The following is a 24,415-nucleotide window of genomic DNA, read 5'->3' as shown; positions in this document are numbered from 1 at the left end:
CTCGCTGGCGCTCGTCACTGCTCGACCACCGGTGGTTGCGGTACGGCCACACCTGCAGCGCTCGATGTCCTGAGCCTGTCGAAGGGGAGGACGTCGAAACCACCTCCAGATGACACCTGTCATCGCCGTCCGGTGACACCACGGCACTGCCCGGGCAGAGCCAGGCCGACCAGGCTGACGTCATGCCCGCCGCCGCACCTCCTGCCACCGACGCCGTCGCGCTCCGGGGCCTGCTGAAGATCTTCCGGTCCGCCGAGGGCGCGCGCGTGCGCGCCGTCGACGGCCTCGACCTCGTGATCCGCCCGGGCGAGATCGTCGCCCTGCTCGGCCCGAACGGCGCGGGCAAGACCACGACCATCGACCTGCTCCTCGGGCTGACCGAGCCAGACGCCGGGAGCGCGAGCGTCTACGGCCTGCCGCCTCGCCGTGCGGTGCTCGACGGACGCGTCTCGGCAGTGCTGCAGACCGGCGGCCTGCTCGCCGACCTGACCGTCCGCGAGACCGTGCGCGTCGTCGCCTCGACGTACCCGCGCCCCGCCGACGTCGCCGAGGTGATCGAGCGCACCGGGCTGACCGCCCTGGCCGGACGCCGGGTCTCCCGCTGCAGCGGGGGCGAGCAGCAGCGGCTGCGGTTCGCCCTCGCGCTCCTCCCCGAGCCGGACCTGCTGGTGCTCGACGAGCCCACGGCGGGGATGGACGTCGGCGCTCGGCACGAGTTCTGGGCCACGATGCGCGCCGAGGCGGCCACGGGTCGCACCGCCCTCTTCGCGACGCACTACCTCGAGGAGGCCGACGCGTACGCGCAGCGCACCGTGATGGTCGCCGGCGGCCGGGTCGTCGCCGACGGGCCCACTGCCGAGATCCGTGCCCGCGCGAGCGGCCGGGTGGTGTCCGCGAGCGTCCCCGCCGACCGCACGGCCGACGTCGTACGACGTCTCGAGGCGCTGTCGGGGGTGCGCACCGTCGACCTCCAGGGCGACCGCGTCACGGTCACCTCGGCCGACTCCGACGAGGTGGCCAAGGCCCTGCTCAACGATCTCGGCGGCACCGGCCTGGAGGTCGCGACGGGGTCGCTGGAGACCGCGTTCCTCCAGCTCACCGGGACCGACGCCGCCCACGAGGAGACCAGCCGATGAACACCACGTACTTCGCCACCGAGCTGCGCCGCAAGCTGCGCGACGTCGTCTCGATGTTCTTCGTCGCCCTGCTGCCGGCGTTCTTCTTCCTCATCTTCGGCGCGTCCCAGGACTTCGGGGACGAGTCGATCGGGAACGGCAACGTGACGCTCTACGTGATGATCTCGATGGCCGCGTACGGTGCCGTCACCGCGACCGTCGGCGTCGGCGGCGGTGCGGCGGTCGAGCGGCTGCAGGGCTGGGGGCGCCAGCTCGGGCTGACGCCGATGACCGACGCCGGCTTCGTGCTGGTGAAGGCGTCGGTGGCGGTGGTCGTCGCCGCCGTGCCGATCACGCTCGTCTACGTGCTCGGGGCGCTCACCGGTGCCCGCGGGAACGCCGTCGCCTGGGTGCTGAGTGCGGTCGTCGTGCTGCTCGGCGCGGCTCTGTTCGCGCTGTGGGGGCTGTGCTTCGGGCTCGCCTTCCGCTCGGAGTCGGCGATCGGTGCGGCCAGCGGCACGATCGTGGTGCTGGGCTTCCTGGGCAACATCTTCTTCCCGCTCTCGGGCACACTGCTGGCCATCGCGAAGTTCACCCCGCTCTACGGCTACGTCTCCCTGGCCCGCTACCCGCTGACCGAGAAACACCTCGCCTCGGCAGACGGGGCACCGGCCATCCAGGAGGCGCTGTGGGTCCCCGCGCTCAACGTGGTGGTGTGGACGGCGCTGCTGGCCGGGCTCGCGGTGCTGCTGGTGCGCAAGGGCCGCAGGCGGCAGTGAGCGAGGACAACCGGCATCCGTGGGAGCAGTACGGCCTGGTCTTCTCCGCCGTCTGGCTGATCTTCCTCGGCTTCCCCGTGGTCTCCGTCCTCACCGGCGACCACGGTCCGGGTGGCGTCGCGGTCGGGCTCACCGCGATCGTCGCCTTCGGCGCCGTGTACGTCGCCGGGTTCGCGCGCTTCGAGCTCGACGGCGCCGTCGGCGGCACGCACCGTGCCGCCCCGGCCTACCTCGCCGCGATGGTGCTGCTGATCGGCGTCGTCTGGGCGGTGATCGGCGCAGAGTCGCTCGGGATGGCGGCGTTCGTGGTCAGCTTCGCGATGTTCACCCTGCCGCTGGCCGCCGCTCTCGTGACCAGCGGCGCCGTGCTCGTGGTCAGCGTCGTCGCGCCCATCGTGTCCCGCGAGCCCGGCGAGCTGGCGCTCGTGCTGATCGTCCTGCTGGTCGGCCTGGTGACCGGCGCGCTGCGCGTGATGCTGCAGCGCGGCGCCGAGCACGAGGCGCTCGCCGCGGAGATGGCGCTGGTCGCCGAGCGGGAGCGCGTGGCGCGCGACGTGCACGACGTGCTCGGGCACAGCCTCACCGTCGTCACCGCGAAGGCCGAGCTGGCCGCGCGACTGGTCGACGCCGACCCGGCGCGGGCCGTCGAGGAGATGCGCCAGGTCGCGGCGCTGAGCCGCGAGGCCCTCGGCGAGGTGCGCCACACCGTCGGCGGCCTGCGCGTGGCCCGGCTCGGCGACGAGGTCACCTCGGCCCGGTCGGCGCTGGACGCGGCCGGGATCGGCGCCGACGTGCACGGTGAGGTGGTCGACGTCGACCCTCGGCACCGACCGGTGCTGGCCTGGGTGCTGCGCGAGCTGGTCACCAACGTCGTACGCCACAGCGGCGCGAGCCGGTGCGAGGTACGCCTGGCCACCAGCGGCGTGACCGTGCTCGACGACGGGCGGGGGTGCCCCGCGGGCGCCGAGGGCAACGGGCTGCGCGGGGTGCGCGAGCGGCTGGCCGCGACCGGCGGTGTGCTGGTGCTGACCCGTACCGACCCCGGGACCCGGGCGGAGGTACGACTGTGACGATCCGCCTGCTGCTCGCCGACGACCAGGCCCTCGTCCGCGGCGCCCTCGCCGCACTGATCGGTCTGGAGCCCGACCTGGAGGTCGTCGCCGAGGTCGGCCGGGGCGACGAGGTCCTCGCCGCCGCCCGCGACTCCTCGGCCGAGGTCTGCCTGCTCGACATCGAGATGCCGGGGGCGGACGGGATCGAGGCCGCGCGCCAGGTCGCCGCCGCTCTCCCGGGCTGCCGGTCGCTGATCGTGACCACGTTCGACCGCCCGGGCTACCTGCGCCGCGCGATGGAGGCGGGAGCGTCCGGCTACGTCGTCAAGGACACCCCGCCCGAGGAGCTCGCCGACGCGGTGCGCCGCGTGCACGCCGGCGAGCGCGTGGTCGACCCGGCCCTGGCCGCCGACTCGCTGTCCGGCGGTCCGAGCCCGCTCACCGACCGCGAGCGCGACGTGCTGCGCGAGGCGATCGGTGGCGCCTCGGCCGCGGTGATCGCCGGTCGGCTGCACCTCTCGCACGGCACCGTGCGCAACTACCTGTCCAGCGCGATCGGCAAGACCGGGACCAGCACGCGCGTCGAGGCCGCCCGTACCGCCGAGGAGCGCGGCTGGCTGTGACGCCCGGCCTCAGTCGCCGGCCACCACCGCGGAGGCCGCGCCCACGCCGGACCCGCTCTCCACCTCGTCCTCGCGCTCCTTGGAGTCGTCCTCCTCGTGCGCGGCAGCCGCCGCGGCGGCCATCGCCCCCTGCGCGGCCTGCATCATCGTCGGGGGCTTGCCGGCCGCCTTCCGGCGCGCCTGGCGAGCCTCGTGGTACGGCTTGCCGACGGCGCTCAGGACCAGCCCGACGACGAGGTAGCCGAGCAGGACGAGGAAGCCGGTCCCCGCGCCCGGGCCCACGTCGTACACGATGTCGCGCATCACGTCGAGCACGCCCGCGGCGGAGCTGACGTGGTGCAGCCACGCGAACGGCTCCGGCACGAGCTCGGGTGGGAAGGCGCCGGTGGACGACGGGATGTTGAGGAACACGAAGATCAGCAGCGCCACGCCGGTGACGAAGCGTCCGAAGAAGTACGCCAGCCCGTTCACGACCGCCCCGATGGCGACCGTCGTCGCCCAGCCGACGCCCAGCATCGCCCAGAAGTGCCCGGTCACGGCGCCGACGACGACGTCGACGAGGAGGCTGCTGAGCAGCGCCGTGACCAGCCCGGAGCCGACGATGATCGCGGCCCTCGTGCGGTGGCTGAGCGCGGCGCCCATCATGCCGACGAACATCGCGACCATGTAGCCGCCGATCGTCCACACCAGCACGAGGTAGAACAACGACGTCCCGTAGGAGTCCTGCGACGGCAGCGGCGCGAGGTCCTGCACGTCGAGCTCGGCACCCTGGGCGGCGGCGACCGGTTGGAAGGTCGCCGCGGCGACCGCCTCGAGCTGGTACTGCGCGCCGCTGGCCACGAGCAGGGTGGCCTTCTGCCCCTGGCCCGCGGCCGGGGCGTACGCCGCCACGAGGTCGCCGGAGGCCACGGCGTCGCGGGCCTGGGAGGCCGTGACGACGGTGCTGACGTCCAGCACGCCCTTGCTGTTGCTCTCGAGCCCGGTGGCCAGCTGCCCCACGGCCGCCGGCTGGCCGACGACCGCGACCGGCAGGTCCTTCGGCGCGGGGCTGTGGAAGGCGTAGACGTAGCACAGGCAGAAGGCGACGACGAACACCAGCGGCAGCCACATCTGCAGCCCGATCATCTGCAGGGCCGGTGGGAGCCGGGAGTACCACCGCCGGTAGCGACCCCACGGTGTCGGCCTCGGCTCGGCGTGGCTGTGCGGGCCGTGGTCGGTGCGCGGCGTCACGGCGGGGCCGCTCGCGGCGCGGTGCTGTGTGCTGGTCACGCTTCTCCTGGGGGTGGGTGCGCGCGAGCGGCGTCGCCGCAGCGCTGGAGTGTCTCGACGAGGGCCGCCGCCTCGGACGGGCTCAGCGGCGAGAGCAGCTCGTCGTACGCCGCCTCGGCGGCCGCGAGGGCGTGGGCGAGGGTGTCGCTCCCCGCAGAGGTGAGCCTGGCCGCCAGCCCGCGGGCGACCGTCGGGTGCGGGGTCCGCTCGAGCAGCCCACGCTCGGTCAGGCGCAGCACGAGCTGGTTGGCCGCCTGCGGAGTGATCTCGAGTGTCCGCGCGAGCTCGGCGTTGGTCGCCCCGGGGAGCGCCGAGATCGTCCCGAGGAGGTGCAGCTCGGAGAGGACGAGGGCATACGGCGCGATCGCCTCGGCGACGAGGTGCCCCAGCGCCCGCTGGAAGCGCCAGCTCGCGCTCCCGAGGGAGGCGCTCGTGGAGGCAGGCGTCGACATGTCAGGTGACTTGATATCAGGTTTGTTGACACAGTCCAGACCCGCCGTCCGACGGACGGCGGGTCTGGTGGTGCGGCGCGGTGGCGGTGCCGGCTACGGCTTGGTCAGCAGGCAGCCGGCCTTGGTGAGGTCGATGGCACGAGAGGCAGTGAGGCAGGTGGTGAACCAGTACGTCTCCTGGCCGTAGTTCTGCCCCTCCGTCGCAGTCGTGGAGCCGTCCGTACCGACCTCGCACGGGTTGTTCAGCTCGCAGACCTCGCCGTCCTCGTTGGTCGTGTTGTTGATCCCGACGACCTTCCCGGATGCGTCGTCGACGATCGGGGAGCCGGACGTGCCGCCGATGGTCACGCAGTCGCTGTCGGGGTAGCCGTACCGGATCGAGTCGTGCCAGGTCCACTGGCCCTCCCGCAGTGTGGGGACGAAGCCCTGGACCGAGCAGCGGTAGGTGGTCTTCCAGTACGACGACGGGATCGAGATCGCCGAGCCGGCCACCGGCTTCGAGGTGCTCAGGGTCAGCGGCTTCGCGCCGGTGCTGCGGCTGATCGAGTCGTACGTCGAGGTGAGGCGGTAGAGCGCCACGTCGGTGCCCGTCATCGTGGCGTACAGCAGCCGATCGGCGCGGACCGTGGCCAGCGTGCGGGCGTTGGCGTCGAGCAGCTTGCCGGTGCGGCTGCTCGCCTTGTTCTGGATGACCTGGCCGTCGGCGAGGAAGCCGCCCTCGTAGCAGTGGCCGTTGGTGAGCAGCAGTCCCCGGTCGGTGCCCGCGCTGGAGGGGTAGCGGACCAGGCTGCCGGAGCAGTTGTTCAGCGCGATGGTCGAGGCCAGGGTGGGGGCGGCGACGGCAGGGGCCGGCGAGTGGCTCTTCGCCGTCGCGGCACCCGCGCCCGACAGGGCGAGGACGAGGGCGGACGCGGCGCCGGCGGCGCGCAGGACGGTACGACGTGTGCTCACAGTGGTGCTCCCGAGAGGTGAGTGATGGTGCGCTCACCCAATCCGCCAGGCGTCGACCCGGTCAAGGGCCCTCCGGGGGTGGACCGGCGTGTCGGTGGGCTGCGCGAGACTGACCGGGTGAGTGAGCAGCTGCCGTTCTCGGACCCGACCCGGGTCTGGTTCGAGGCTGCCTTCGCAGCGCCCACACCGGCTCAGGTCGGGGCCTGGCGCTCGATCGCGGCCGGGCAGCACGCGCTCGTGGTCGCACCGACCGGGTCCGGCAAGACGCTCTCGGCGTTCCTGTGGTCGCTGGACCGGTTGGCCTCGACCCCGCCCCCGGAGGAGCGGAAGAAGCGCTGCCGGGTGCTGTACGTCTCCCCGCTCAAGGCGCTCGCCGTCGACGTCGAGCGCAACCTCCGTGCACCGCTGGCGGGGATCCGGCACACCGCCGAGCGGCTCGGGGTGTCCGTCCCCGACGTCACCGTCGGCGTGCGGTCCGGCGACACCCCCGCCGCCGAGCGGCGGCGGATCGCCACGCACCCGCCGGACATCCTCATCACCACGCCCGAGTCGCTGTTCCTCATGCTCACCTCGCAGGCTCGCGAGGCGCTGGCGGGCGTGGAGACGGTGATCCTCGACGAGGTGCACGCCGTGGCCGGCACCAAGCGCGGCGCCCACCTCGCGCTGACCCTCGAGCGGCTCGACGCCATGCTCGAGAGGCCGGCGCAGCGGATCGGGCTGTCTGCGACGGTGCGGCCGGTCGAGGAGGTCGCCCGCTTCCTCGGCGGGTCGGCCCCGGTCGAGGTCGTCGCGCCGCCGTCGGAGAAGTCCTGGGACCTGCAGGTCGTCGTGCCGGTCGAGGACATGACGGAGCTCGGCCTGTCGGGGGGAGCGGAGGAGGACCTTCGTTCCGGCCCGGCGGCGGGCGGTGCCCGGCACGCCTCGATCTGGCCGCACGTCGAGGAGCGGGTCGTCGACCTGGTCGAGCAGCACCGCTCGACCATCGTGTTCTGCAACTCCCGACGTCTCGCCGAGCGGCTGACGGCGCGCCTCAACGAGATCCACGCCGACCGGCTCGGTCTGGAGGCGCCGTCGCCGAACGACCGCACGCCGGCCGAGATGATGGCGCAGTCCGGGCAGACGCGCGGGTCGACGCTCGGCGAGGACGGCGTCGCGCCGGTGATCGCGCGCGCCCACCACGGGTCGGTGTCCAAGGAGCAGCGGGAGATCGTCGAGGACGACCTCAAGCGCGGTCGGCTTCCCTGCGTCGTCGCGACCTCGAGCCTCGAGCTCGGCATCGACATGGGCGCGGTCGACCTGGTCGTGCAGATCGAGTCGCCGCCGTCGGTCGCCAGCGCACTGCAGCGCGTCGGCCGCGCGGGCCACCAGGTCGGCGAGACCTCGCACGGCGTGCTGTTCCCCAAGCACCGCGGCGACCTGGTCCCCACCGCGGTCGCGGTCGAGCGGATGCGCGAGGGCGGCATCGAGGCGCTGCGGATCCCCGCCAACCCGCTCGACGTGCTCGCCCAGCAGGTGGTCGCGGCGACCGCGCTCGACGCCTGGGACGCCGACACGCTCTACGACGTCGTACGCCGCAGCGCGTCGTTCGCGGGGCTGCCGCGCTCGGCGTACGACGCCACCTTGGACCTGCTCTCCGGGCGCTACCCCTCCGACGAGTTCGCCGAGCTGCGTCCGCGGATCGTGTGGGACCGGGTGTCCGGGGAGCTGACCGGGCGACCGGGCAGCCAGCGCCTCGCGGTGACCAGCGGCGGCACCATCCCCGACCGCGGGATGTTCGGCGTGTTCCTGGTGGGCGAGCAGAAGTCACGGGTCGGTGAGCTGGACGAGGAGATGGTCTACGAGTCGCGCGTCGGCGACGTGTTCACCCTCGGCACGACCAGCTGGCGGATCGAGGACATCACCCACGACCAGGTGCTGGTCTCCCCCGCGCCCGGCCAGCCTGGCCGGCTGCCGTTCTGGACCGGCGACACCCTCGGCCGGCCGGCCGAGCTCGGCGCCGCCGTGGGCGCGTTCACCCGCGAGGTGGCGGCGCTGGGCGAGAAGTCGGCGCTCGCGCGCTGCCGCGAGGCGGGCCTGGACCAGTGGGCGGCGGACAATCTCGTGGCGCTGCTGGCCGAGCAGCGCGAGACCACCGACGTGGTGCCCAGCGACACCCGGCTGCTCGTCGAGCGGTTCCGCGACGAGCTCGGCGACTGGCGGATCGTGGTGCACTCGCCGTACGGCGTCCCCGTCCACTCCCCGTGGGCGCTGGCGATCAACGCGCGGCTGCGCGAGCGCTACGGCATGGACGCCCAGGCGATGGCCGCCGACGACGGGATCGTGCTGCGGATCCCCGAGACCGACCAGGACCCGCCGGGTGCGGAGCTGATCGCCTTCGAGCCCGACGAGATCGAGCAGATCGTCACCGCCGAGGTCGGCGACTCCGCACTGTTCGCCTCCCGCTTCCGCGAGTGTGCGGCCCGGGCGCTGCTGCTCCCCCGCCGCGACCCGGGCCGCCGATCCCCGCTGTGGCAGCAGCGGCAGCGCAGCGCCCAGCTGCTGGAGGTGGCCACGAAGTACCCCTCCTTCCCGATCGTGCTCGAGGCCGTCCGCGAGGTGCTGCAGGACGTGTACGACGTGCCGTCGCTGGTCTCGCTGCTCAAGCGCGTCGACCGGCGCGAGGTGCAGCTGGTCGACGTGACGACGAGCTCGCCCTCGCCGTACGCCCGCTCGCTGATGTTCGGCTACGTCGCCGCCTTCATGTACGAGGGCGACTCCCCGGTCGCCGAGCGGCGCGCGGCGGCGCTCTCCCTCGACCAGGGGCTGCTGGCCGAGCTGCTCGGCCGGGCCGAGCTGCGCGAGCTGCTCGACCCCGAGGTGCTGGTGGAGGTCGAGGCCGAGCTGCAGCGGACCGCACCGGACCGGCGGGCGAAGGACGCCGAGGGACTGGTCGACCTGCTCCGGCTGATCGGTCCGCTCTCGGCCGGCGAGCTGCGCGAGCGGGTGACCGACCCGGACCGGGTCGCCGAGTGGACCTCGATGCTGGCCGAGGCCCGGCGGGCGGTCGAGGTGCGCGTCGCCGGCGAGGACCGGTGGGCCGTCGTCGAGGACGTCGCCCGGCTGCGCGACGGGCTCGGTGTCCCGGTGCCGCCGGGCACCCCGGACACCTTCGCCGAGGCGGTCGAGGACCCTCTCGGCGACCTGGTCGCCCGCTACGCCCGCAGCCACGGACCGTTCGTCGTCGCCGACGTCGCCGGCAGGCTGGGCATCGGTGTGGCCGTGGCGCGTCAGACGCTCGCCCGGCTCGGCGCCTCGGGCCGGGTGCTGGAGGGCGAGTTCCGGCCCGCGGGCGCCGGCGAGGAGTGGTGCGACGCAGAGGTGCTCCGCCGGCTGCGTCGCCGGTCGCTGGCCCGGCTGCGCCAGGAGGTGGAGCCGGTCGAGCCGGAGACGCTCGGACGCTTCCTGCCTGGGTGGCAGCACGTCGTCGCCCGGGGGTCGAGCAGCAAGGGTCTGCGCGGGGTGGACGGGGTGCTGACCGCCGTCGACCAGCTCGCCGGGTGCCCCGTCCCCGCGTCGGCGCTGGAGTCCCTGGTGCTGCCGGCGCGGGTCGTCGACTACTCGCCTTCGTACCTCGACGAGCTGACCTCGACCGGCGAGGTGCTCTGGGCCGGTCACGGCACCCTGCCGGGGTCGGACGGGTGGGTGTCGCTGCACCCGGCCGACACCGTCGAGCTCACCCTGCCCGACCCCGGCGAGCTCGACCTCTCGCCGGTGCACGCCGCGGTGCTCGATGCGCTGGAGGGCGGCGGGGCGTACTTCTTCCGACAGCTGGCCTCGGCGGTCGCCGAACGCGTCGAGGACGCCGCTCCGACCGACGCCGCGCTCACGGCCGCCCTGTGGGAGCTGGTCTGGTCGGGGCGGGTCGGCAACGACACGCTGGCGCCGCTGCGGGCCCTGGTGGGAGGAGCCGGCGGCAGCGGACGTGGCCGACCGGCGCACCGGAGCCGTCGTCCTCCCCCGCGAGCCCGTGCCGCCCGACCCGGTCGACCTGGCCGCGGCGGCCTGCCAGCCCGGTCGGGGTCACCGGACACGGCCGGGCGCTGGTCGCTGCTGCCCGACCCGGAGCCGGACGCCACCCGGCGTGCCCACGCGGTGGCCGAGGGGCTGCTGGAGCGGCACGGCGTGGTGACGCGCGGGGCCGTGGTGAGCGAGCGGGTTGCCGGGGGGTTCGCCGGCGTATACAAGGTGCTCGCGGCGTTCGAGGAGACCGGACGGTGCCGTCGTGGGTACTTCGTCGGCGGCCTCGGCGCCGCCCAGTTCGGGGGCGTCGGCGCGATCGACCGGCTGCGCGCGAGCGGCGGTGACGACGCCCGCCCCGGCGAGAAGCCCGAGGTGGTGACGCTGGCGGCGACCGACCCGGCCAACCCGTACGGTGCCGCCCTGCCCTGGCCCGAGACGGGCGAGGGCCACCGTCCCGGCCGCAAGGCGGGAGCCCTGGTGGTGCTCGTCGACGGGCGGCTGCTCGTCTACGTCGAGCGGGGCGGGAAGACGATGCTGACGTTCAGCGGGGAGGACGAGGAGTCGCTCTCGGTCGCCGTCGCGGACCTGGCCGACGCCGTACGCCGTGGCGCGCTGGGCCGGCTGAGTGTCGAGCGTGCCGACGGCGCCGAGATCCTGGGCACCGACCCGCGCGCCACCGCCCTGCGCCGGACGCTGGAGTCGGCCGGCTTCGTGGCGACGCCGCGCGGGCTGCGGCTGCGGGGCTAGGGCATGTCTTTCAATTCTGGCCGACCGCTGAACGTCGTCCAGCGCGTGCGCTGGCAACTCCGGGGTCCCTGCGGGAGCGCGAGCGCAGCGAGCGCTCTCCTGGGGTGGTGGCTTGGCGCGGGAGCGAAGCCGGGCCGGGGCCCGTCGAGCTCACGCAACGCAGCCAGCGTGCGTGAGGGGCGGCGGACAGCAGGCCACGAATTGAGAGACGTGGCCTAGGCGTGCCCGAGGGCGACACCGTCTGGCGTACGGCACGCAGCCTCGAGGCCGCCTTGGCCGGGGCGGACGTGGTGGCCGACCTGCGCGTGCCGTCGTTGGCCGAGGTCTCGCTGTCCGGTCGGGTGACGACGCTCGCCAGGGGCAAGCACCTCCTGACGCGGTTCGACGGTGGCTGCACGCTGCACACCCACCTGCGGATGGAGGGGTCGTGGCACCTCTACCGGCCGGGCGAGGCGTGGCGCCGTCCGGCGCACCAGGCCCGAGCGGTCCTCGCCTCCCCCGAGTGGACCGCGGTCGGGTTCTCCCTCGGGGTGGTCGAGGTGGTCGCGACCGCCGAGGAGCACACGGTCGTGGGTCACCTCGGCCCCGACCTCCTCGGGGACTGGGACCCCGTGGAGGCGCTTCGCCGGCTGCGTAGTGACCCGTCCCGTCCGCTGCACCCGGCCCTGCTCGACCAGCGCAACCTGGCGGGCGTCGGCAACCTCTACGCCACCGAGCTGTGCTTCCTCGCCGGCGTCGCGCCGACCCGGCCGGTCGAGGCGGTCCCCGACCTGGAGCGTGTCGTCGACCGGGCGCACCGTCTGCTGCGGGCCAACGCCGAGCGGGCGCAGCAGACCACCACCGGCGACCTCAGGGCGGGACGGCAGACGTGGGTGTACGACCGCGACCGCCGCCCGTGCCGGCGCTGCGGCACCCGGATCACCTCGGTGCGCCTGGGCCCCACCGGGCAGGAGCGTCTGGCCGCCTGGTGCACGCGGTGCCAGCCGGGCTGACGGCTGGGACGCACGGGCGCGCGCACAATGGCGCGCATGGACCTCGGCACCCTCGGTCCACCCGCGACGCTGTGGCGGCGGTGGACCCTGCTCGCGGCGGACCACGCCGCGCGTGGCGAGCCCGGCGCGGAGGTACGACGCAGCGACGGGTGCGCACACCTCGACGGTCCCGACGGCGCCTGGCTGCGGATGCGGCGACTCGTCGGCGACCGTGCCGTGCTGTGGGGGCACCACCCCGGGCTCGTCTCCGACGCGCGCTTCACCGACGAGATGCGTGACAGCGCACCGGACTGGGCGTGGGACCCGGACACCGCGCACGCGCAGCGGCAGATCGGATTCCTGGCCTGGCACGCCCACGGACAGTGGTGGTCGGTCCCGAACGCCGTGCCGGCACCGGTCGGGACGATGCTCGCGCCGGTCTCCTCCGACGAGGCGCTGGTCGAGCGCTGGGGCGGTCTGTGGCCGACAGCCGACAGCCGCTCGCTCCGGGCGCTGCTCCAGGAGCCGGACCGGACCGGCTTCGAGCGGCTGGTGGGCGCACCGGGCGCAGGGCGCGCCGTACGCCAGGTCGAGCTCGGTGCGTCGTGGAGCGACCACCGGCTCTCGGGCACCGCGACGGCCAACCTGCGTGCGCAGGTGCACGCCCAGATGCGCGTCTCGCTCGAGCTCACCGACCGGGGCCACCCGCCGCGACCGCCGCTGCTGCGGCAGTGGGCCCGCGTGCACGGGCGCGGCACGCCGTTGCGCCACACCGTCTGCGCGCTCGGCACCGGCCGTGGACACGGCCTCGCGGCGGCCGGCGACGACAACGGGCTCACGGAGGCACAGCTGCGCACGCTCGACAACGTCCTGGTCGAGCTGCGGATGGCCGAGACCGACTCGCACTCGGGCGCGTGGCTGTTCGCGCAGGTCACCGGCGACGGGCGCACCGTACGCATGGAGCGGGCGTACGACACCTGGCCGGCCTGGTACGACGGCCCCGGCCCCGCGATGGCCGACCTCCACAGCGAGATGACCGAGCGGAGCCCGGCCTGGCGCCCTCGATGGTCGGGACTCCTGCCCACCGACCGCTTCTGAGACACCAGGGCTGTGCGCGTCCCCTACCCGTTGAGTCGTCAGTTCTGCGGGGCCGAGTGGTCAGTTCTGCCGGGTCCGATCGGCCTCCACCGGTGGATGGCACGACTCGACCCGGTAGAACTGACCACTCGAGCCGGTAGGGGGCACCACTCGACGTCGCAGGTGCCGCCCGCTCAGAGCAGGCGGCGCTCGGAGGCCCAGCGGGTCAGCTCGTGGCGCGAGGAGAGCTGCAGCTTGCGCAGCACCGACGACATGTGGGTCTCCACGGTCTTCACCGAGATGAAGAGCTCGGCGCCGACCTCCTTGTACGCATACCCGCGCGCGATCAGCCGCATCACCTCGCGCTCGCGCTCGGTGAGCCGGTCGAGGTCGGGGTCGCCGCTGGTCGCGGGCGCCTGCGCCGCGCCGCTGAACGCGTCGAGCACGAAGCCCGCCAGCCGGGGGCTGAACACCGCGTCGCCGGCGGCGACCCGACCGATCGCCTCGACCAGCTCAGTCCCGGTGATGGTCTTGGTGACGTAGCCGCGCGCCCCTGCCCGGATCGTCCCGATCACGTCGTCGGCGGCGTCGGAGACGCTGAGCGCAAGGAACCGGGTCGCCGCGACGTCGGACGCCGTACGACGCATCACCTCCGCACCCCCGCCGCCGGGCAGGTGCACGTCGAGGAGGACCACGTCGGGTCGGTGCTCGAGCACCGCCGCGACGGCGGAGCCGACGTCCTCGGCCTCGGCGACGACCTCGACCCGGCCTTCGGCGCGAGCGAGCTCGGCACGCACCCCGGCGCGGAACATCGCGTGGTCGTCGACGACCACGACCCGGACCGCGCTCACGAGTCGTCCTCGACGAGGTCGACCGCCAGGCGCACCTCGGTGCCCTGGCCGGGTGCGCTGCGGACCCGGGCGGTGCCGCCGTGACGTTCCATACGACCCACGATGCTGTGCCGCACGCCGTGCCGGTCGGCAGGCACGCCGTCCGGGTCGAAGCCGGTGCCGCGGTCGCGGACGAAGACCTCCACGTGCGCGGGACCGGCCTCGGCGTACACGTCGACGCGCGCCGCGCCCGAGTGCACCGCCGCGTTCACCATCGCCTCGCGCGCCGCCAGCAGCAGCGGTCGCGCGGCCTCGGGCAGGGTCCGCTCGCCGACGCCGACGACCTCGACGGCTACGCCGTGCGCGTCCTCCACCTCCGCGGCCAGCCGACGCAGGGACGCGGCCAGCGACTCCCCTGCGGGCTCCGGCTCCTCGAAGAGCCAGGAGCGCAGGTCGCGCTCCTGTGCCCGAGCCAGTCGCGCCACCTGGGCCGGGTCGTCGGCCGAGCGCTGGATCAGGGCCAGCGTCTGCAGGACCGAGTCGTGCAGGTGCGCGGCGACGTCGGCCCGCTCCTGCGAGCGCACCCGCTCGGCGCGCTCCTCGGAGAGGTCGGCGGAGAGCCGCACCAGCCAGGGTCCGACCATCAGCAGCACGCCGCCGACCCCGAGCACCGCCGCGACCGCCGCGTCCCGGGCGACGCCGACCCCGCCGCCACGGACCAGCAGCAGCACGATCGCGCCGACGAGGAGCACCAGGCCCGAGCCGATGCGTGCGTACGACGCCCAGCCGCCGCCACCGAGCGCCACGCGTACCGGCCCGACCCCGGAGTCGCGCCACCGCTCTCGCTGCGCCTCGTCGGCCTGCCGCCACAGGACCGCGACCGCGACGACCGCGAGCACCAGCGGCCACAGGTTCACGCCGATCAGGCTGCCCAGCAGCAGCACCAGCCCGGCCGCGACCGCCGCGACGGCGACCAGCGGTCCGAGGTCGCGCAGCACCCGCGGCCCGCGTCCGGGTCGGCGCCCCTGGCGCGACGCCGCCGCCAGCCCGGGGGCCACGTCGCCGAAGTGCCGCTCCGCGGGCAGCAGCAGCCACAGCGCGGCGTACGTCAGCAGCCCGAAGCCGCCCACGACGGTGCTCAGCAGGAAGAACGCGCGCACCCACAGCACCGGCAGCGCCAGGTGCCGGGCCAGGCCCGCGGCCACACCGCCGACGTACGCCGCGTCGAGGTCGCGCCGCGCGCGCCGGGGCACCCAGACGGCGGTGGTGGGCAGGGCGGGCATGACCGGCTCATCGTCACACGCAGCGACGCCCCCGGGCATCGGGGAGAACCCTGAGGGGCCGCGCCGGGGACCAGGGTCGAGCAGCGAGGAACCAGGGGTTTCCCCGATGGTGCGCGCGCGGCGCAGCGCGAAGGATCTCCGGCATGGACGACGAGACCAGACCGATCCAGGGCGACGGGGACGAGCGCGGTACGACCGCGACCAATCCGCCGCCACCGGCGAGCGACCCGGACACCGGGCCCCGTGTCACCGGCGCACAGGCCCGCGACCTCGACCGGCTGCGCCGCAGCGCCGACGAGCGGCGCCTCGGCGGCGTCTGCGGCGGCCTCGCCCGCCACCTCGACGTGGACCCGACCGTCGTCCGCGTCGTCACCGTGGTGCTGGCACTGGTCGGCGGTGCGGGTCTGCTGCTCTACGCCGGCGCCTGGCTGTTCGTGCCCGACGAGCGCAGCGGCCGCGCCGTCATCCACCTCGAGGGCGGCGCACGTGTCGCCGCGCTGGTCGTCGTCGGCGTCATCGGCGCCCTGACGGCGCTCGGTCAGGGCTGGGGACCGCCGCTCGGCGGCGGCTGGTTCTTCCTCACACCGTTCCCGCTGCTGGTCGTGCTCGTCGTGCTCGTCGGGGTGTGGATGTCCCGGCGCAGCGCGCACCCAACCACCGCCTCGGCCGACCCGACTCCTGTCGCCGCCACCGCGGCGGCACCTGCCCCCTCTCCTCCTGCCGGCACCACCGCCGGGCGGCTGCTGCCGTCGTACACGCCCCCGCGTCCGCGCTCCGGCCCCATCCTGTTCTGGCCCACGCTCGCCGTGATCGCCGTCGCGCTCGGCGCGCTCGGTCTGTACGACGCCTCCGGCGGCCCGGTCGCGGACGGGGCGTACCCCGCGCTGACGCTCGCGCTCACCGGCGCCGCCCTGCTGGTCGGGGCGTTCTGGGGACGCCCCGGCGGCCTGGTGCTGCTGGCACTGGTCGGCGTCGCCTCGACCGCCCTCGGCGTCGTCGTCGGCTCGACCCCCTCGGGCCAGGAGGTACGCCCGTACCCCACCTCCGCCGCGCAGGTCGCGCCGTCGTACGGGATCGGCAACGGCACCCTGACCCTCGACCTGAGCCGCGTGTCCGACCCGGCGGCGCTCGACGGGAGGACCATCGACCTCACCGCCCGCAGCGGCGTCGTCGAGGTGGTCCTCCCGCGGGGTGTCGGCGCCCGGGTCGAGGCCGACGTCGATCTCGCCGGTGCGATCGAGCTGCCCACCTCCGAGTCGGCCGTGGGCTTCGCCCCGCACCTGGCGGGCGAGGTCCCCGCGGCGGCCGGGGCACCCACCCTCGACCTCGACATCGACTCGCGCCTCGGCGCCATCACCGTCAGGAGCCAGTCATGACCACTCCCCTGCCCCAGCCCACGGCCGCGCCGCCACGCCGACCGGTCCGGATCGGCTACCTCGTCAGCGGGCTCGCCGCCCTCGGCCTCTCCGGTGCGTGGGCCCTGTGGGCCGCCGGTCTCGTCGACGGCGCCCAGCTGTCCTGGCTGCTGCCCCTGGTCCTCGTGGTCGCCGGCCTGCTCGGGCTGACCGCCCTGGCCGTCCCGGCCCGACGCACCACCGACGCCCCGCACGACGCCCCGTACGACGACACCGCCCACCACACCGAGGAGCACCGATGAACGACACCACCCCCACCCCCGCCGCGACCGCCCCGCGACGCCTCACCCGTGCCGCCGACGACCGGATGATCGCCGGCGTCTGCGGCGGCCTGGCGAGGTACGCCGACGTCGACGCCACCCTCGTACGCGTCCTCGCCGTGGTCCTGCTGGTCGTCGGGGTCTTCCCCGTCGTCGTGGCCTACGCACTGCTGTGGGTGCTGATGCCCCGCGCTTGACCGCGATCACCTCGGCCCGGTACGGGTGCCCGGTTCGTGACGTCCTGTCACACTGGGCCCCGACCGGGCCCTCGCGCTCCCGCGAGGTGGTGCCGGCCTACGGAAGGGGCCGCGACGTGAGCGACGTGTCGACCCTCGACCGCGACCCGGGCGAGCGCGAGAAGCGCCCGCGAGGCGTGGTCTTCTGGTGCGGCGTGCTGCTGATCGTCGTGGGGCTCGGCCTGCTCGGCTACGTCGGCTGGCAGATGTTCGGCACCAACGTCGTCTCCCGCCACGAGGCCGGTCAGATCCGCGAGAGGACCGAGCGGGCCTGGGAACGGGGCGAGGAGGGACCGAGCAGGGCGCTGCTGCACGTGCCGCGGTTCGGTGCGTCGTACTCCGTGCCCATCGTCCAGGGCTTCACCGACGACAACCTCGCCAAGGGCGTCGCGCGCTACACCGACGGCGCGAAGGCCGGCGGCCTCGGCAACTACGTCCTCGCCGGGCACCGGGTCACGCACGGCGAGCCCTTCAGCAAGTTCCCGGACCTGCGCAAGGGCGACCTCGTCGAGGTCGAGACGCGCACGGCGACCTACACCTATCGGCTCCGCAACTCAGGGACGGACACCATCGTCGACTTCACCACCGCCTGGCCGCTGTGGCCGGTGCCCTCGCCGAGCGCGAAGGGCGCCGCCCCGACCCAGCACCTGATCACGCTGCTCACCTGCTCCGAGCTGTTCCACACCGACGACCGGTCGGTCGTCGTGGGCGACCTCGTGAAGACCAGGAAGGTCGACCGGTGACGGCGCAGCTGGACCGTACCGAGGGCGGCACCGACCAGCCGGCGCGGTCGTACTCCCTGCCGCTGGGTGTCGTCGTCTTCGTCACCGGCTCGGTCTCGCTCGGCGCGGAGATCGCCGCGACCCGCCTGCTCGAGCCGTGGTTCGGCGCCTCGACGATCGTGTGGGCCAACACGATCGCCGTGGTGCTGGTCGCGCTGTCGGTGGGCTACTCGATCGGTGGTCGCCTGGCCGACCGGGACCCGAGCATGGCCGGGCTGTCGCGGATCATCCTGGTCGCGTCGGTGCTGATCGCAGCGGTGCCGTTCGTGGCCAACCCGTTCCTGCGGGCCTCGGTCGATGCCTTCGACTCGCTGTCCGTCGGGACGTTCGCGGGCTCGCTGCTCGGGGTGATGGTGCTGATCGCCGTGCCGCTGCTGCTGGTCGGCGCGGTGTCCCCGTACGCCGTCCGGCTGGCGGTGGACCGCGTCGAGGACTCCGGCCGGGTGGCCGGGCGGCTCTACGCGATCTCCACGTTCGGCTCGCTGGTCGGCACCTTCGCCGCGGCGCTGGTGCTGATCCCGTTCGTCGGCACCCGGCGCACGTTCCTGGTCTTCGCGCTGCTGCTGGCCCTCGCCGCCATCGCCGGCCTGCGCAGACACCGGCTGCCGGCGCTGATCGTCCCTGCCCTGATCCTCGTCCTGATCGCGCTGCCGACCGGGATCCTCAAGTCCGGCACCGCGGGATCGACGGTGATCTGGGAGAAGGAGACGCGCTACCAGTACGGCCGCGTCTTGCAGGCCGCCGACGGCGAGCGGACGCTGGAGCTCAACGAGGGCCAGGCGGTGCACTCGCTCTACCGGCCCGGGAGCTACCTCACCACCGGCTACTGGGACCAGCAGCTCGCACTGATGTGGGCCGGCCGCTCCGACCTGCGCTCGGTGGCGATCCTCGGCTCCGCGGCGGGGACGACCGCGCGCGCGCTCGGTCACTACTCGCCCACCACGCACATCGACGCGGTCGAGATCGACAAGGCGGTCACGCAGGCCGGACGGAAGTACTTCGACCTGCAGGCGCCGGACCTGCAGACGTACGCCGACGACGCGCGGCCCTGGCTCGAGCGCACGACGACCAAGCAGGACGCGATCGTGATCGACGCCTACCGGCAGCCGTACATCCCGTTCTACCTGACCACGAAGGAGTTCTTCGCCCTCGTCCGCGACCGGCTCGCACCCGGTGGCGTCGTCGTGGTGAACGTGGGGCAGCCGGCCGGGTCGACGAAGCTGGAGAAGGTGCTCGCCGCGACGATGCGCACCGCCTTCGGTGACGACCGTGTCTACCGGGACCCGGCCCAGCGCACCAACACCCTGCTGGTCGGCACCACCGACGACACCGAGCCGGCCGACGCGCTGCGCGCCAAGGCCCCGACGCTGCCGGCAGAGGTGGAGCAGGTCCTCGACGGCAGTGCGTCGCGGATCGAGCCCGCCCTGACCGGCGGCGACGTCTACACCGACGACAAGGCCCCGGTGGAGTGGCTGGTCGACCTGTCCCTGGCCAAGGTCGCCGAGACCGGCGAGGGCCGCTGACCCCGCGAGACGTCCCGAACACGCGACGCCTCGCGCACCGCCCACCCCGAGACGTCCCGAACACGCGACGCCTCGCGCACCGCCCACCCCGAGACGTCGCGAACACGCGACGCCTCGCGGGCTAGCGCGTCAGCGAGCGGCGGATGACCTCGTCGGCGGCGCGCTGGTAGCCGCTCACGACGGCGGTCATGGTGAGCTCGCGGAGCTCGGTCATCATCTCCTCGAAGCGCGCGGTGTCCTCCTCGGTGTGCTCGCGCTGCCGGAACGGCGCGACCACCTTGCTGCGGAGCACCTCCGTCAGCTCGTCGGCCAGGCCCTCCATGTGCCGGGCGATGGCGGTGTTCGCCTCGAGCAGCGAGTCCACGGGCAGGCCGAGGCGGATCAGCCGGTACGGCGCCTCGACGTCGGTGAGCACCTCGTACCGACCGGGCTCGAGGACCCGCAGCGTCTGCAGCCGCACCATCAGCTCGACCTCGTCGTCGCTCAGCGTGTCGCCGACGCGGCGCTCGAGCTGGGAGCGGGTGAGCACCTCCGTCGGGCTCGGCTTCCACGACGTGAGCATCACGCGCTGCGCGGCGAGCGCCTCGGCGCTGGCGTCCTCGGGGAGCCGGGAGAAGTAGCGCTCGATCGCGGCGAGGGTGAACCCGTGCTCCTGCAGGGCGCGGATCAGCTCCAGCCTCGCCTTGTGCACCCCGGTGTAGTACGCCATCCGCCCGCGGCGCTGCGGCGGCGGGAGCAGCCCGAGCCCGGCGTAGTAGCGCGTGTTGCGCACCGTCGTCCCGGTGGCCACGGCCAGCTCGTCGACGGTGAGCAGGCCGGAGGTCTCGGAGTCATCGGTGGCGGCGGTCTGCGAGGAGGGCATCGTGACAGCAATACTGGCACAGTGCGACGCCGCGTTCGCCCACGGTGAACCGCGGAAGCGCCCCCCCGGGGTCAGGGTTGAGTCCTCACCACTCAAGCACGAGACGAACCGAGGCGCACCATGTCCGACCCCACGTCCGCCCCCGAGCCCGGGCAGCCCACGACCCGCGACCTTCCCGTCCTCTTCCTCCCCGACGTCGTGATCCTCCCCGGCATGGTCGTGCCGGTCGAGCTCGACCTTGACGAGGGAGCGGCCCGTGCCGCCGTCGACGCGGCGCGCACCACGACCGACGACGAGCTCCTCGTGGCCCCGCGCCTCGACGACCGCTACGCGACGTACGGCGTCGTCGCACGCGTCGAGCAGGTCGGCCGGTTCAGCTCCTCGCGCCCCGCCGCGGTGCTCCGTGCCGTCCGACGCGCCCGCATCGGCTCCGGCGTCCCCGGTCCCGGCGCGGCGCTGTGGGTCGAGACGACCCAGGCGCCCGAGCCCGAGGTGACCGAGCGGGTGCGCGAGCTGGTCAAGGACTACCGCTCGCTGGTGATCGCTGACCTGCAGCGCCGCGAGGCCTGGCAGGTGGTCGACCAGTTCAGCGCGCTGACCGACCCCGACGCGATCGCGGACACCGCCGGCTGGGCGGCGTACCTCTCCGCCGAGCGCAAGCGCGAGCTGCTCGAGACCCCCGACCTGGAGGCCCGCCTGGAGCGCCTGGTTGAGTGGACCCGCGAGCACCACGCCGAGGCCGAGGTCTCCGACCGGATCGGCGCCGAGGTGCGCGAGGGCATGGAGAAGACGCAGCGCGAGTACCTCCTGCGCCAGCAGCTCGCCGCGATCCGCAAGGAGCTCGGCGAGGGACAGCCCGACGGGTCCGACGACTACCGCGCCCGGGTCGAGGCCCTCGTCGCCACCGACGGGTTCCCCGCGCCGGTCGCCGAGGCGCTCGAGCGCGAGGTCGACAAGCTCGAGCGCTCCAGCGACCAGAACCCCGAGACCTCGTGGATCCGCACCTGGCTGGACACCGTGCTGGAGCTGCCGTGGACGAAGCGGACCGTCGACACCACCGACATCGCTGCCGCGCGCGCCGTCCTCGACGCCGACCACCACGGCCTCGAGGACGTGAAGGACCGGATCGTCGAGCACCTCGCCGTGCGCGCCCGCCGCGCCGAGCGCGGGCTGGAGCTGGTCGGCGGCCGCGGCTCGGGCGCCGTCCTGCTGCTCGCCGGGCCCCCCGGTGTCGGCAAGACCTCGCTCGGCGAGTCGGTCGCCCGCGCCCTGGGCCGCGACTTCGTCCGGGTCGCCCTGGGCGGCGTGCGAGACGAGGCCGAGATCCGCGGGCACCGGCGCACGTACGTCGGGGCCCTGCCCGGCCGGATCGTCCGTGCGGTCAAGGAGGCCGGCTCGATGAACCCGGTCGTCCTCCTCGACGAGGTCGACAAGGTCGGCGCGGACCAGCGCGGTGACGTGGCCTCGGCCCTGCTGGAGGTGCTCGACCCGGCGCAGAACCACACCTTCCGCGACCACTACCTCGAGCTCGACCTCGACCTGTCCGACGTGCTGTTCATCGCCACGGCCAACGTGGTCGAGCAGATCCCCGGCCCGCTGCTGGACCGGATGGAGCTGATCACGCTCGACGGCTACACCGAGGACGACAAGGTCGCGATCGCCCGCGACTACCTCGTGCCGCGCCAGCTCGAGCGCGCCGCGCTGACCTCCGACGAGGTCGAGGTCACCGACGACGCGCTGCGCGAGCTCGCCGCGAACCACACCCGCGAGGCCGGGGTACGACAGCTCGAGCGGCTGCTGGCCAAGGCCTTCCGCCGCGCGGCCACCCGGCTGGCCGAGGGCGCCACGGCTCCGGTGCGGGTCGACGCCGACGGTCTGCGCGACCTCGTCGGCCGCGCCCGGTTCACCCCGGACGCGCACGAGCGGACGTCCGTCCCCGGCGTGACGACGGGCCTGGCGGTGACCGGACTCGGTGGCGACGTGCTCTACGTCGAGGCCGGCGCGCTGCCCGAGGGCTCCCCTGCGCTGTCGCTGACCGGTCAGCTGGGCGAGGTGATGAAGGAGTCCGCGCAGATCGCGCTGACGTTCGTCCGCTCGCACGCCGCCGAGCTCGGGATCGACGTGTCGGTCCTCGACCACCCGGTGCACGTCCACGTGCCCGCCGGCGCAATCCCCAAGGACGGGCCGTCCGCGGGCATCACGATGGTCACCTCGCTGGCCTCCCTGGCCACCGGCCGTCCGGTGCGCGGCGACGTGGCGATGACCGGAGAGGTCTCGCTGACCGGCAAGGTGATGCCGATCGGCGGGCTGAAGCAGAAGCTGCTCGCCGCCCAGCGCGCCGGGATCACCGAGGTGTTCGTCCCGGCCCGCAACGAGCCGGACCTGGACGACGTACCCGCCGAGGTGCTCGACGCGCTCACCGTCCACCTGGTCTCCGACGTCCGGGACGTCGTCGCCGGGGCCCTGGAGCCGGCCGAGGACGAGAGCGGCGTACGGGACGACGGCGCTGCCGCGGCGGCCTGAGCCGGTCTGCGGGTTGCCCACGGCATGCAGGGCGACCCGCAGACACCACGACGAACCCGCACTGCCCATGGGTCATCACCCACCGGCAGTGCGGGTTCGTCTGCATACCGTGGTCAACCGCACCGTCGGCGCCCGGCGTACGGTGACCAGCGATGCACCCATGATCAGCACCGTCACCACTCCCGTCACGTCCGGCGTGCACCACGTCGAGGGGCAGGCGGCGGGCTGGACGATCCTCACCGACGGCGCCCCGCGTCGAGGTGCGGCGTGGACGCTGGTCGACGCCGGCTACCCCGGGTACGCCGCCGCCGTCCGCGGCAGCGCGGAGGCCCTCGGCCTGCGGCTCGCGGACCTCGCCGCCGTGCTCGTCACCCACGGGCACGTCGACCACGTCGGCGGGGTCGCGGAGCTCGTCGGCGGCCGGGACGTCCCCGTCCTCACCGGGGAGGCCGAGGTCGCGCACCTGCACGGCGAGGTCACCGAGAACACCGGGCCGCGCGACCTGCTGCCACGGCTGCACCGGCACGGGATGCTGCCGTGGGTGGTCCACGTCAGCCGGCACGGTGCCACGGCACACCCCCGGCTGCCCGCGGCCGGCGGCGCGCCCGACGGCGTACCCCTCGACCTGCCCGGCCGACCCGTCCCGCTGACCACGCCCGGGCACACCAGCGGCCACACCTGCTGGCACCTCCCTGACGCCGGTGCCCTGATCACCGGCGACGCCCTGGTGACCGGGCACGCGCTGTCCCGTGACACCGGGCCGCAGGTGCTGCCCGGGTTCTTCCACGCCGACCGCGCAGGGATGCTCGCCTCGCTGGACCTCATCGGCGACTCCGGGGCCGGCACGCTCCTCCCCGGCCACGGCGCGCCGTGGCACGGCCCCGCCGCCGAGGCCGCGGAGCAGGCCGCTCGTACCGCCCAGTCCCACCTGTGAGACGAGAGGACCCCACCATGCGCTTGATCGGCGCCGCACTCCCCCGCACCGGCACGATGTCGCTGAGCCACGCGCTGCGCGACCTCACCGGTGAGGGGTGCTACCACATGACCGAGATGTTCCACCGCCCGCACGACGCCGTGACCTGGCGTGCGGCGTCGCGCGGCGAGAGCGTCGACTGGCGCGGCTTCCTGGCCGGGTACGCCGCCGGCGTCGACACCCCGCTGTGCGTCCACTGGCGCGAGATCAGCGAGGTGTTCCCCGACGCGAAGATCCTGCTGACGCGGCGCAAGGACGCCGCGACCTGGTGGTCCTCGATGGAGGCGACGGTGCTCCCGCACATGCGGTCCATGCACGGGTACGCCGCCTCCGGCGCGGCCCCGCGGGACGGCGAGGGCCCGCCGTGGCTGCAGGAGGCCGACCCCGCGGACCGGGAGGCGCTCGTCGAGGTGTTCGGCAGCCTGGCGGAGCAGATCCTCGGCTCGGCCGAGGCGATGGACGACCCCGCCCTGGGCGTGGCCGCGTACGACGCGTGGCTGGCCGACGTCCGCGCCGCCGTCCCCGCCGAGCGACTGGTCGAGTGGCAGCCCGGCGACGGGTGGGAGCCGTTGTGCGCCGCGCTCGACGCGGCGGTGCCGGAGCGGGAGTTCCCGCACGACAACTCCCGCGAGGACTTCACCGCGCGCTCCCAGGACGGCGGCGGGAAGCCGCCGCGGCCCGGAGCCGAGTAGG

At 74.3% G+C, this 24,415-nt stretch carries 21 protein-coding genes; 15 read left to right on the top strand and 6 right to left on the bottom strand.

Going from position 1 to position 24,415, the window contains the following annotated elements; all coding sequences use genetic code 11:
• Nucleotides 1–182 precede the first annotated feature (182 nt).
• Genes IEX42_RS15770 through IEX42_RS15755 form a run of 4 tightly spaced genes read left to right on the top strand, consistent with a single transcriptional unit; the run spans nt 183 to nt 3,569 of the window.
• The gene (locus IEX42_RS15770; RefSeq protein ID WP_188780634.1) at nt 183–1,136 is read left to right on the top strand and encodes an ABC transporter ATP-binding protein; all 954 of its coding nucleotides are present in this window, start codon (nt 183–185) and stop codon (nt 1,134–1,136) included.
• Nucleotides 1,133–1,894: an ABC transporter permease gene (locus IEX42_RS15765; protein ID WP_188780633.1), complete on the top strand. Its 762-nt coding sequence runs from the start codon at nt 1,133–1,135 to the stop codon at nt 1,892–1,894. Before IEX42_RS15770 ends, IEX42_RS15765 begins: the two co-directional genes overlap by 4 nt.
• Nucleotides 1,891–2,964: a sensor histidine kinase gene (locus IEX42_RS15760; protein WP_188780632.1), complete on the top strand. Its 1,074-nt coding sequence runs from the start codon at nt 1,891–1,893 to the stop codon at nt 2,962–2,964. The genes IEX42_RS15765 and IEX42_RS15760 overlap by 4 nt, the downstream gene beginning before the upstream one ends.
• On the top strand, nt 2,961–3,569 hold the full coding sequence (locus tag IEX42_RS15755) for a response regulator transcription factor (protein ID WP_188780631.1): 609 nt from the start codon (nt 2,961–2,963) through the stop codon (nt 3,567–3,569). The genes IEX42_RS15760 and IEX42_RS15755 overlap by 4 nt, the downstream gene beginning before the upstream one ends.
• A gap of 9 nt (nt 3,570–3,578) precedes the next feature.
• Here the strand turns inward: IEX42_RS15755 and IEX42_RS15750 are convergent, their stop codons facing one another.
• The 3 genes from IEX42_RS15750 to IEX42_RS15740 all read right to left on the bottom strand — a co-directional run bounded on the left by IEX42_RS15750 (nt 3,579) and on the right by IEX42_RS15740 (nt 6,241).
• Nucleotides 3,579–4,838 (bottom strand): ABC transporter permease, encoded by a 1,260-nt coding sequence (locus tag IEX42_RS15750; protein WP_188780630.1) that lies wholly within the window; start codon nt 4,836–4,838, stop codon nt 3,579–3,581.
• The gene (locus tag IEX42_RS15745) at nt 4,835–5,290 is read right to left on the bottom strand and encodes a MarR family winged helix-turn-helix transcriptional regulator (RefSeq protein ID WP_188780629.1); all 456 of its coding nucleotides are present in this window, start codon (nt 5,288–5,290) and stop codon (nt 4,835–4,837) included. Before IEX42_RS15745 ends, IEX42_RS15750 begins: the two co-directional genes overlap by 4 nt.
• A 93-nt stretch (nt 5,291–5,383) precedes the next feature.
• A complete protein-coding gene (locus tag IEX42_RS15740; RefSeq protein WP_229660913.1) occupies nt 5,384–6,241 on the bottom strand; it encodes a S1 family peptidase in 858 nt (285 codons plus the stop codon).
• Between the two features lie 117 nt (nt 6,242–6,358).
• On the opposite strand from IEX42_RS15740, the gene IEX42_RS15735 reads away from it, so the two are divergent.
• The 3 genes from IEX42_RS15735 (at nt 6,359) to IEX42_RS15725 (ending at nt 13,056) form a co-directional block, all read left to right on the top strand.
• The gene (locus IEX42_RS15735) at nt 6,359–10,987 is read left to right on the top strand and encodes an ATP-dependent helicase (RefSeq protein WP_229660912.1); all 4,629 of its coding nucleotides are present in this window, start codon (nt 6,359–6,361) and stop codon (nt 10,985–10,987) included.
• 221 nt (nt 10,988–11,208) lie between these two features.
• Nucleotides 11,209–11,979, top strand: coding sequence for a DNA-formamidopyrimidine glycosylase family protein (locus IEX42_RS15730; RefSeq protein ID WP_188780627.1), 771 nt, complete (start codon nt 11,209–11,211; stop codon nt 11,977–11,979).
• 36 nt (nt 11,980–12,015) lie between these two features.
• The gene (locus IEX42_RS15725) at nt 12,016–13,056 is read left to right on the top strand and encodes a hypothetical protein (protein WP_188780626.1); all 1,041 of its coding nucleotides are present in this window, start codon (nt 12,016–12,018) and stop codon (nt 13,054–13,056) included.
• A 173-nt stretch (nt 13,057–13,229) separates the two neighbouring features.
• On the opposite strand, the gene IEX42_RS15720 is transcribed toward IEX42_RS15725, so the two are convergent.
• Together IEX42_RS15720 and IEX42_RS15715 are read right to left on the bottom strand one after the other, a co-directional pair.
• Nucleotides 13,230–13,886 (bottom strand): response regulator, encoded by a 657-nt coding sequence (locus IEX42_RS15720; RefSeq protein WP_188780625.1) that lies wholly within the window; start codon nt 13,884–13,886, stop codon nt 13,230–13,232.
• On the bottom strand, nt 13,883–15,148 hold the full coding sequence (locus IEX42_RS15715; RefSeq protein ID WP_188780624.1) for an ATP-binding protein: 1,266 nt from the start codon (nt 15,146–15,148) through the stop codon (nt 13,883–13,885). The genes IEX42_RS15720 and IEX42_RS15715 overlap by 4 nt, the downstream gene beginning before the upstream one ends.
• Before the next feature lie 143 nt (nt 15,149–15,291).
• Between IEX42_RS15715 and IEX42_RS15710 the strand changes: the two genes are divergently transcribed.
• The 5 genes from IEX42_RS15710 to IEX42_RS15690 all read left to right on the top strand — a co-directional run bounded on the left by IEX42_RS15710 (nt 15,292) and on the right by IEX42_RS15690 (nt 19,364).
• Entirely contained in the window at nt 15,292–16,524 is a 1,233-nt protein-coding gene (locus tag IEX42_RS15710; RefSeq protein WP_188780623.1) for a PspC domain-containing protein, read from the top strand.
• Nucleotides 16,521–16,805, top strand: a complete 285-nt coding sequence (locus tag IEX42_RS15705) for a hypothetical protein (protein WP_188780622.1) — start codon at nt 16,521–16,523, stop codon at nt 16,803–16,805. Before IEX42_RS15710 ends, IEX42_RS15705 begins: the two co-directional genes overlap by 4 nt.
• Complete coding sequence (locus IEX42_RS15700) at nt 16,802–17,020, top strand: PspC domain-containing protein (protein WP_188780621.1); 219 nt, start codon at nt 16,802–16,804, stop codon at nt 17,018–17,020. Before IEX42_RS15705 ends, IEX42_RS15700 begins: the two co-directional genes overlap by 4 nt.
• 116 nt (nt 17,021–17,136) lie before the next feature.
• A complete protein-coding gene (locus tag IEX42_RS15695; RefSeq protein ID WP_188780620.1) occupies nt 17,137–17,802 on the top strand; it encodes a sortase domain-containing protein in 666 nt (221 codons plus the stop codon).
• Nucleotides 17,799–19,364 (top strand): spermidine synthase, encoded by a 1,566-nt coding sequence (locus tag IEX42_RS15690; protein ID WP_229660911.1) that lies wholly within the window; start codon nt 17,799–17,801, stop codon nt 19,362–19,364. Before IEX42_RS15695 ends, IEX42_RS15690 begins: the two co-directional genes overlap by 4 nt.
• Before the next feature lie 121 nt (nt 19,365–19,485).
• On the opposite strand, the gene IEX42_RS15685 is transcribed toward IEX42_RS15690, so the two are convergent.
• Nucleotides 19,486–20,226 carry a MerR family transcriptional regulator gene (locus tag IEX42_RS15685; protein WP_188780619.1) on the bottom strand — a complete coding sequence of 247 codons (741 nt, stop codon included), beginning with the start codon at nt 20,224–20,226 and terminating at the stop codon, nt 19,486–19,488.
• A 120-nt stretch (nt 20,227–20,346) separates the two neighbouring features.
• Between IEX42_RS15685 and lon the strand changes: the two genes are divergently transcribed.
• The 3 genes from lon to IEX42_RS15670 all read left to right on the top strand — a co-directional run bounded on the left by lon (nt 20,347) and on the right by IEX42_RS15670 (nt 24,414).
• Complete coding sequence (gene lon, locus IEX42_RS15680) at nt 20,347–22,749, top strand: endopeptidase La (RefSeq protein ID WP_188780618.1); 2,403 nt, start codon at nt 20,347–20,349, stop codon at nt 22,747–22,749.
• Between the two features lie 160 nt (nt 22,750–22,909).
• Nucleotides 22,910–23,683: an MBL fold metallo-hydrolase gene (locus IEX42_RS15675; RefSeq protein ID WP_188780617.1), complete on the top strand. Its 774-nt coding sequence runs from the start codon at nt 22,910–22,912 to the stop codon at nt 23,681–23,683.
• A 17-nt stretch (nt 23,684–23,700) separates the two neighbouring features.
• Nucleotides 23,701–24,414: a sulfotransferase family protein gene (locus IEX42_RS15670; RefSeq protein ID WP_188780616.1), complete on the top strand. Its 714-nt coding sequence runs from the start codon at nt 23,701–23,703 to the stop codon at nt 24,412–24,414.
• Nucleotide 24,415: the final 1 nt, after the last annotated feature.

It is taken from the genome of Marmoricola endophyticus (genome assembly GCF_014644415.1).
Lineage (GTDB): Bacteria > Actinomycetota > Actinomycetes > Propionibacteriales > Nocardioidaceae > Marmoricola > Marmoricola endophyticus.
Note: the sequence above shows the minus strand (reverse complement) of the source record. Positions and strands in the feature narration are given on the sequence as shown.

Bases quoted from the DNA above. Each gene is read 5' to 3' on its own strand.
- IEX42_RS15705 (WP_188780622.1), top strand. From the start codon at position 16,521: ATGACCACTCCCCTGCCCCAGCCCACGGCCGCGCCGCCACGCCGACCG.
- IEX42_RS15715 (WP_188780624.1), bottom strand. From the start codon at position 15,148: ATGCCCGCCCTGCCCACCACCGCCGTCTGGGTGCCCCGGCGCGCGCGG.
- IEX42_RS15765 (WP_188780633.1), top strand. From the start codon at position 1,133: ATGAACACCACGTACTTCGCCACCGAGCTGCGCCGCAAGCTGCGCGAC.
- lon (WP_188780618.1), top strand. From the start codon at position 20,347: ATGTCCGACCCCACGTCCGCCCCCGAGCCCGGGCAGCCCACGACCCGC.
- IEX42_RS15725 (WP_188780626.1), top strand. From the start codon at position 12,016: ATGGACCTCGGCACCCTCGGTCCACCCGCGACGCTGTGGCGGCGGTGG.
- IEX42_RS15700 (WP_188780621.1), top strand. From the start codon at position 16,802: ATGAACGACACCACCCCCACCCCCGCCGCGACCGCCCCGCGACGCCTC.
- IEX42_RS15675 (WP_188780617.1), top strand. From the start codon at position 22,910: ATGATCAGCACCGTCACCACTCCCGTCACGTCCGGCGTGCACCACGTC.
- IEX42_RS15685 (WP_188780619.1), bottom strand. From the start codon at position 20,226: ATGCCCTCCTCGCAGACCGCCGCCACCGATGACTCCGAGACCTCCGGC.
- IEX42_RS15745 (WP_188780629.1), bottom strand. From the start codon at position 5,290: ATGTCGACGCCTGCCTCCACGAGCGCCTCCCTCGGGAGCGCGAGCTGG.
- IEX42_RS15770 (WP_188780634.1), top strand. From the start codon at position 183: ATGCCCGCCGCCGCACCTCCTGCCACCGACGCCGTCGCGCTCCGGGGC.
- IEX42_RS15670 (WP_188780616.1), top strand. From the start codon at position 23,701: ATGCGCTTGATCGGCGCCGCACTCCCCCGCACCGGCACGATGTCGCTG.
- IEX42_RS15710 (WP_188780623.1), top strand. From the start codon at position 15,292: ATGGACGACGAGACCAGACCGATCCAGGGCGACGGGGACGAGCGCGGT.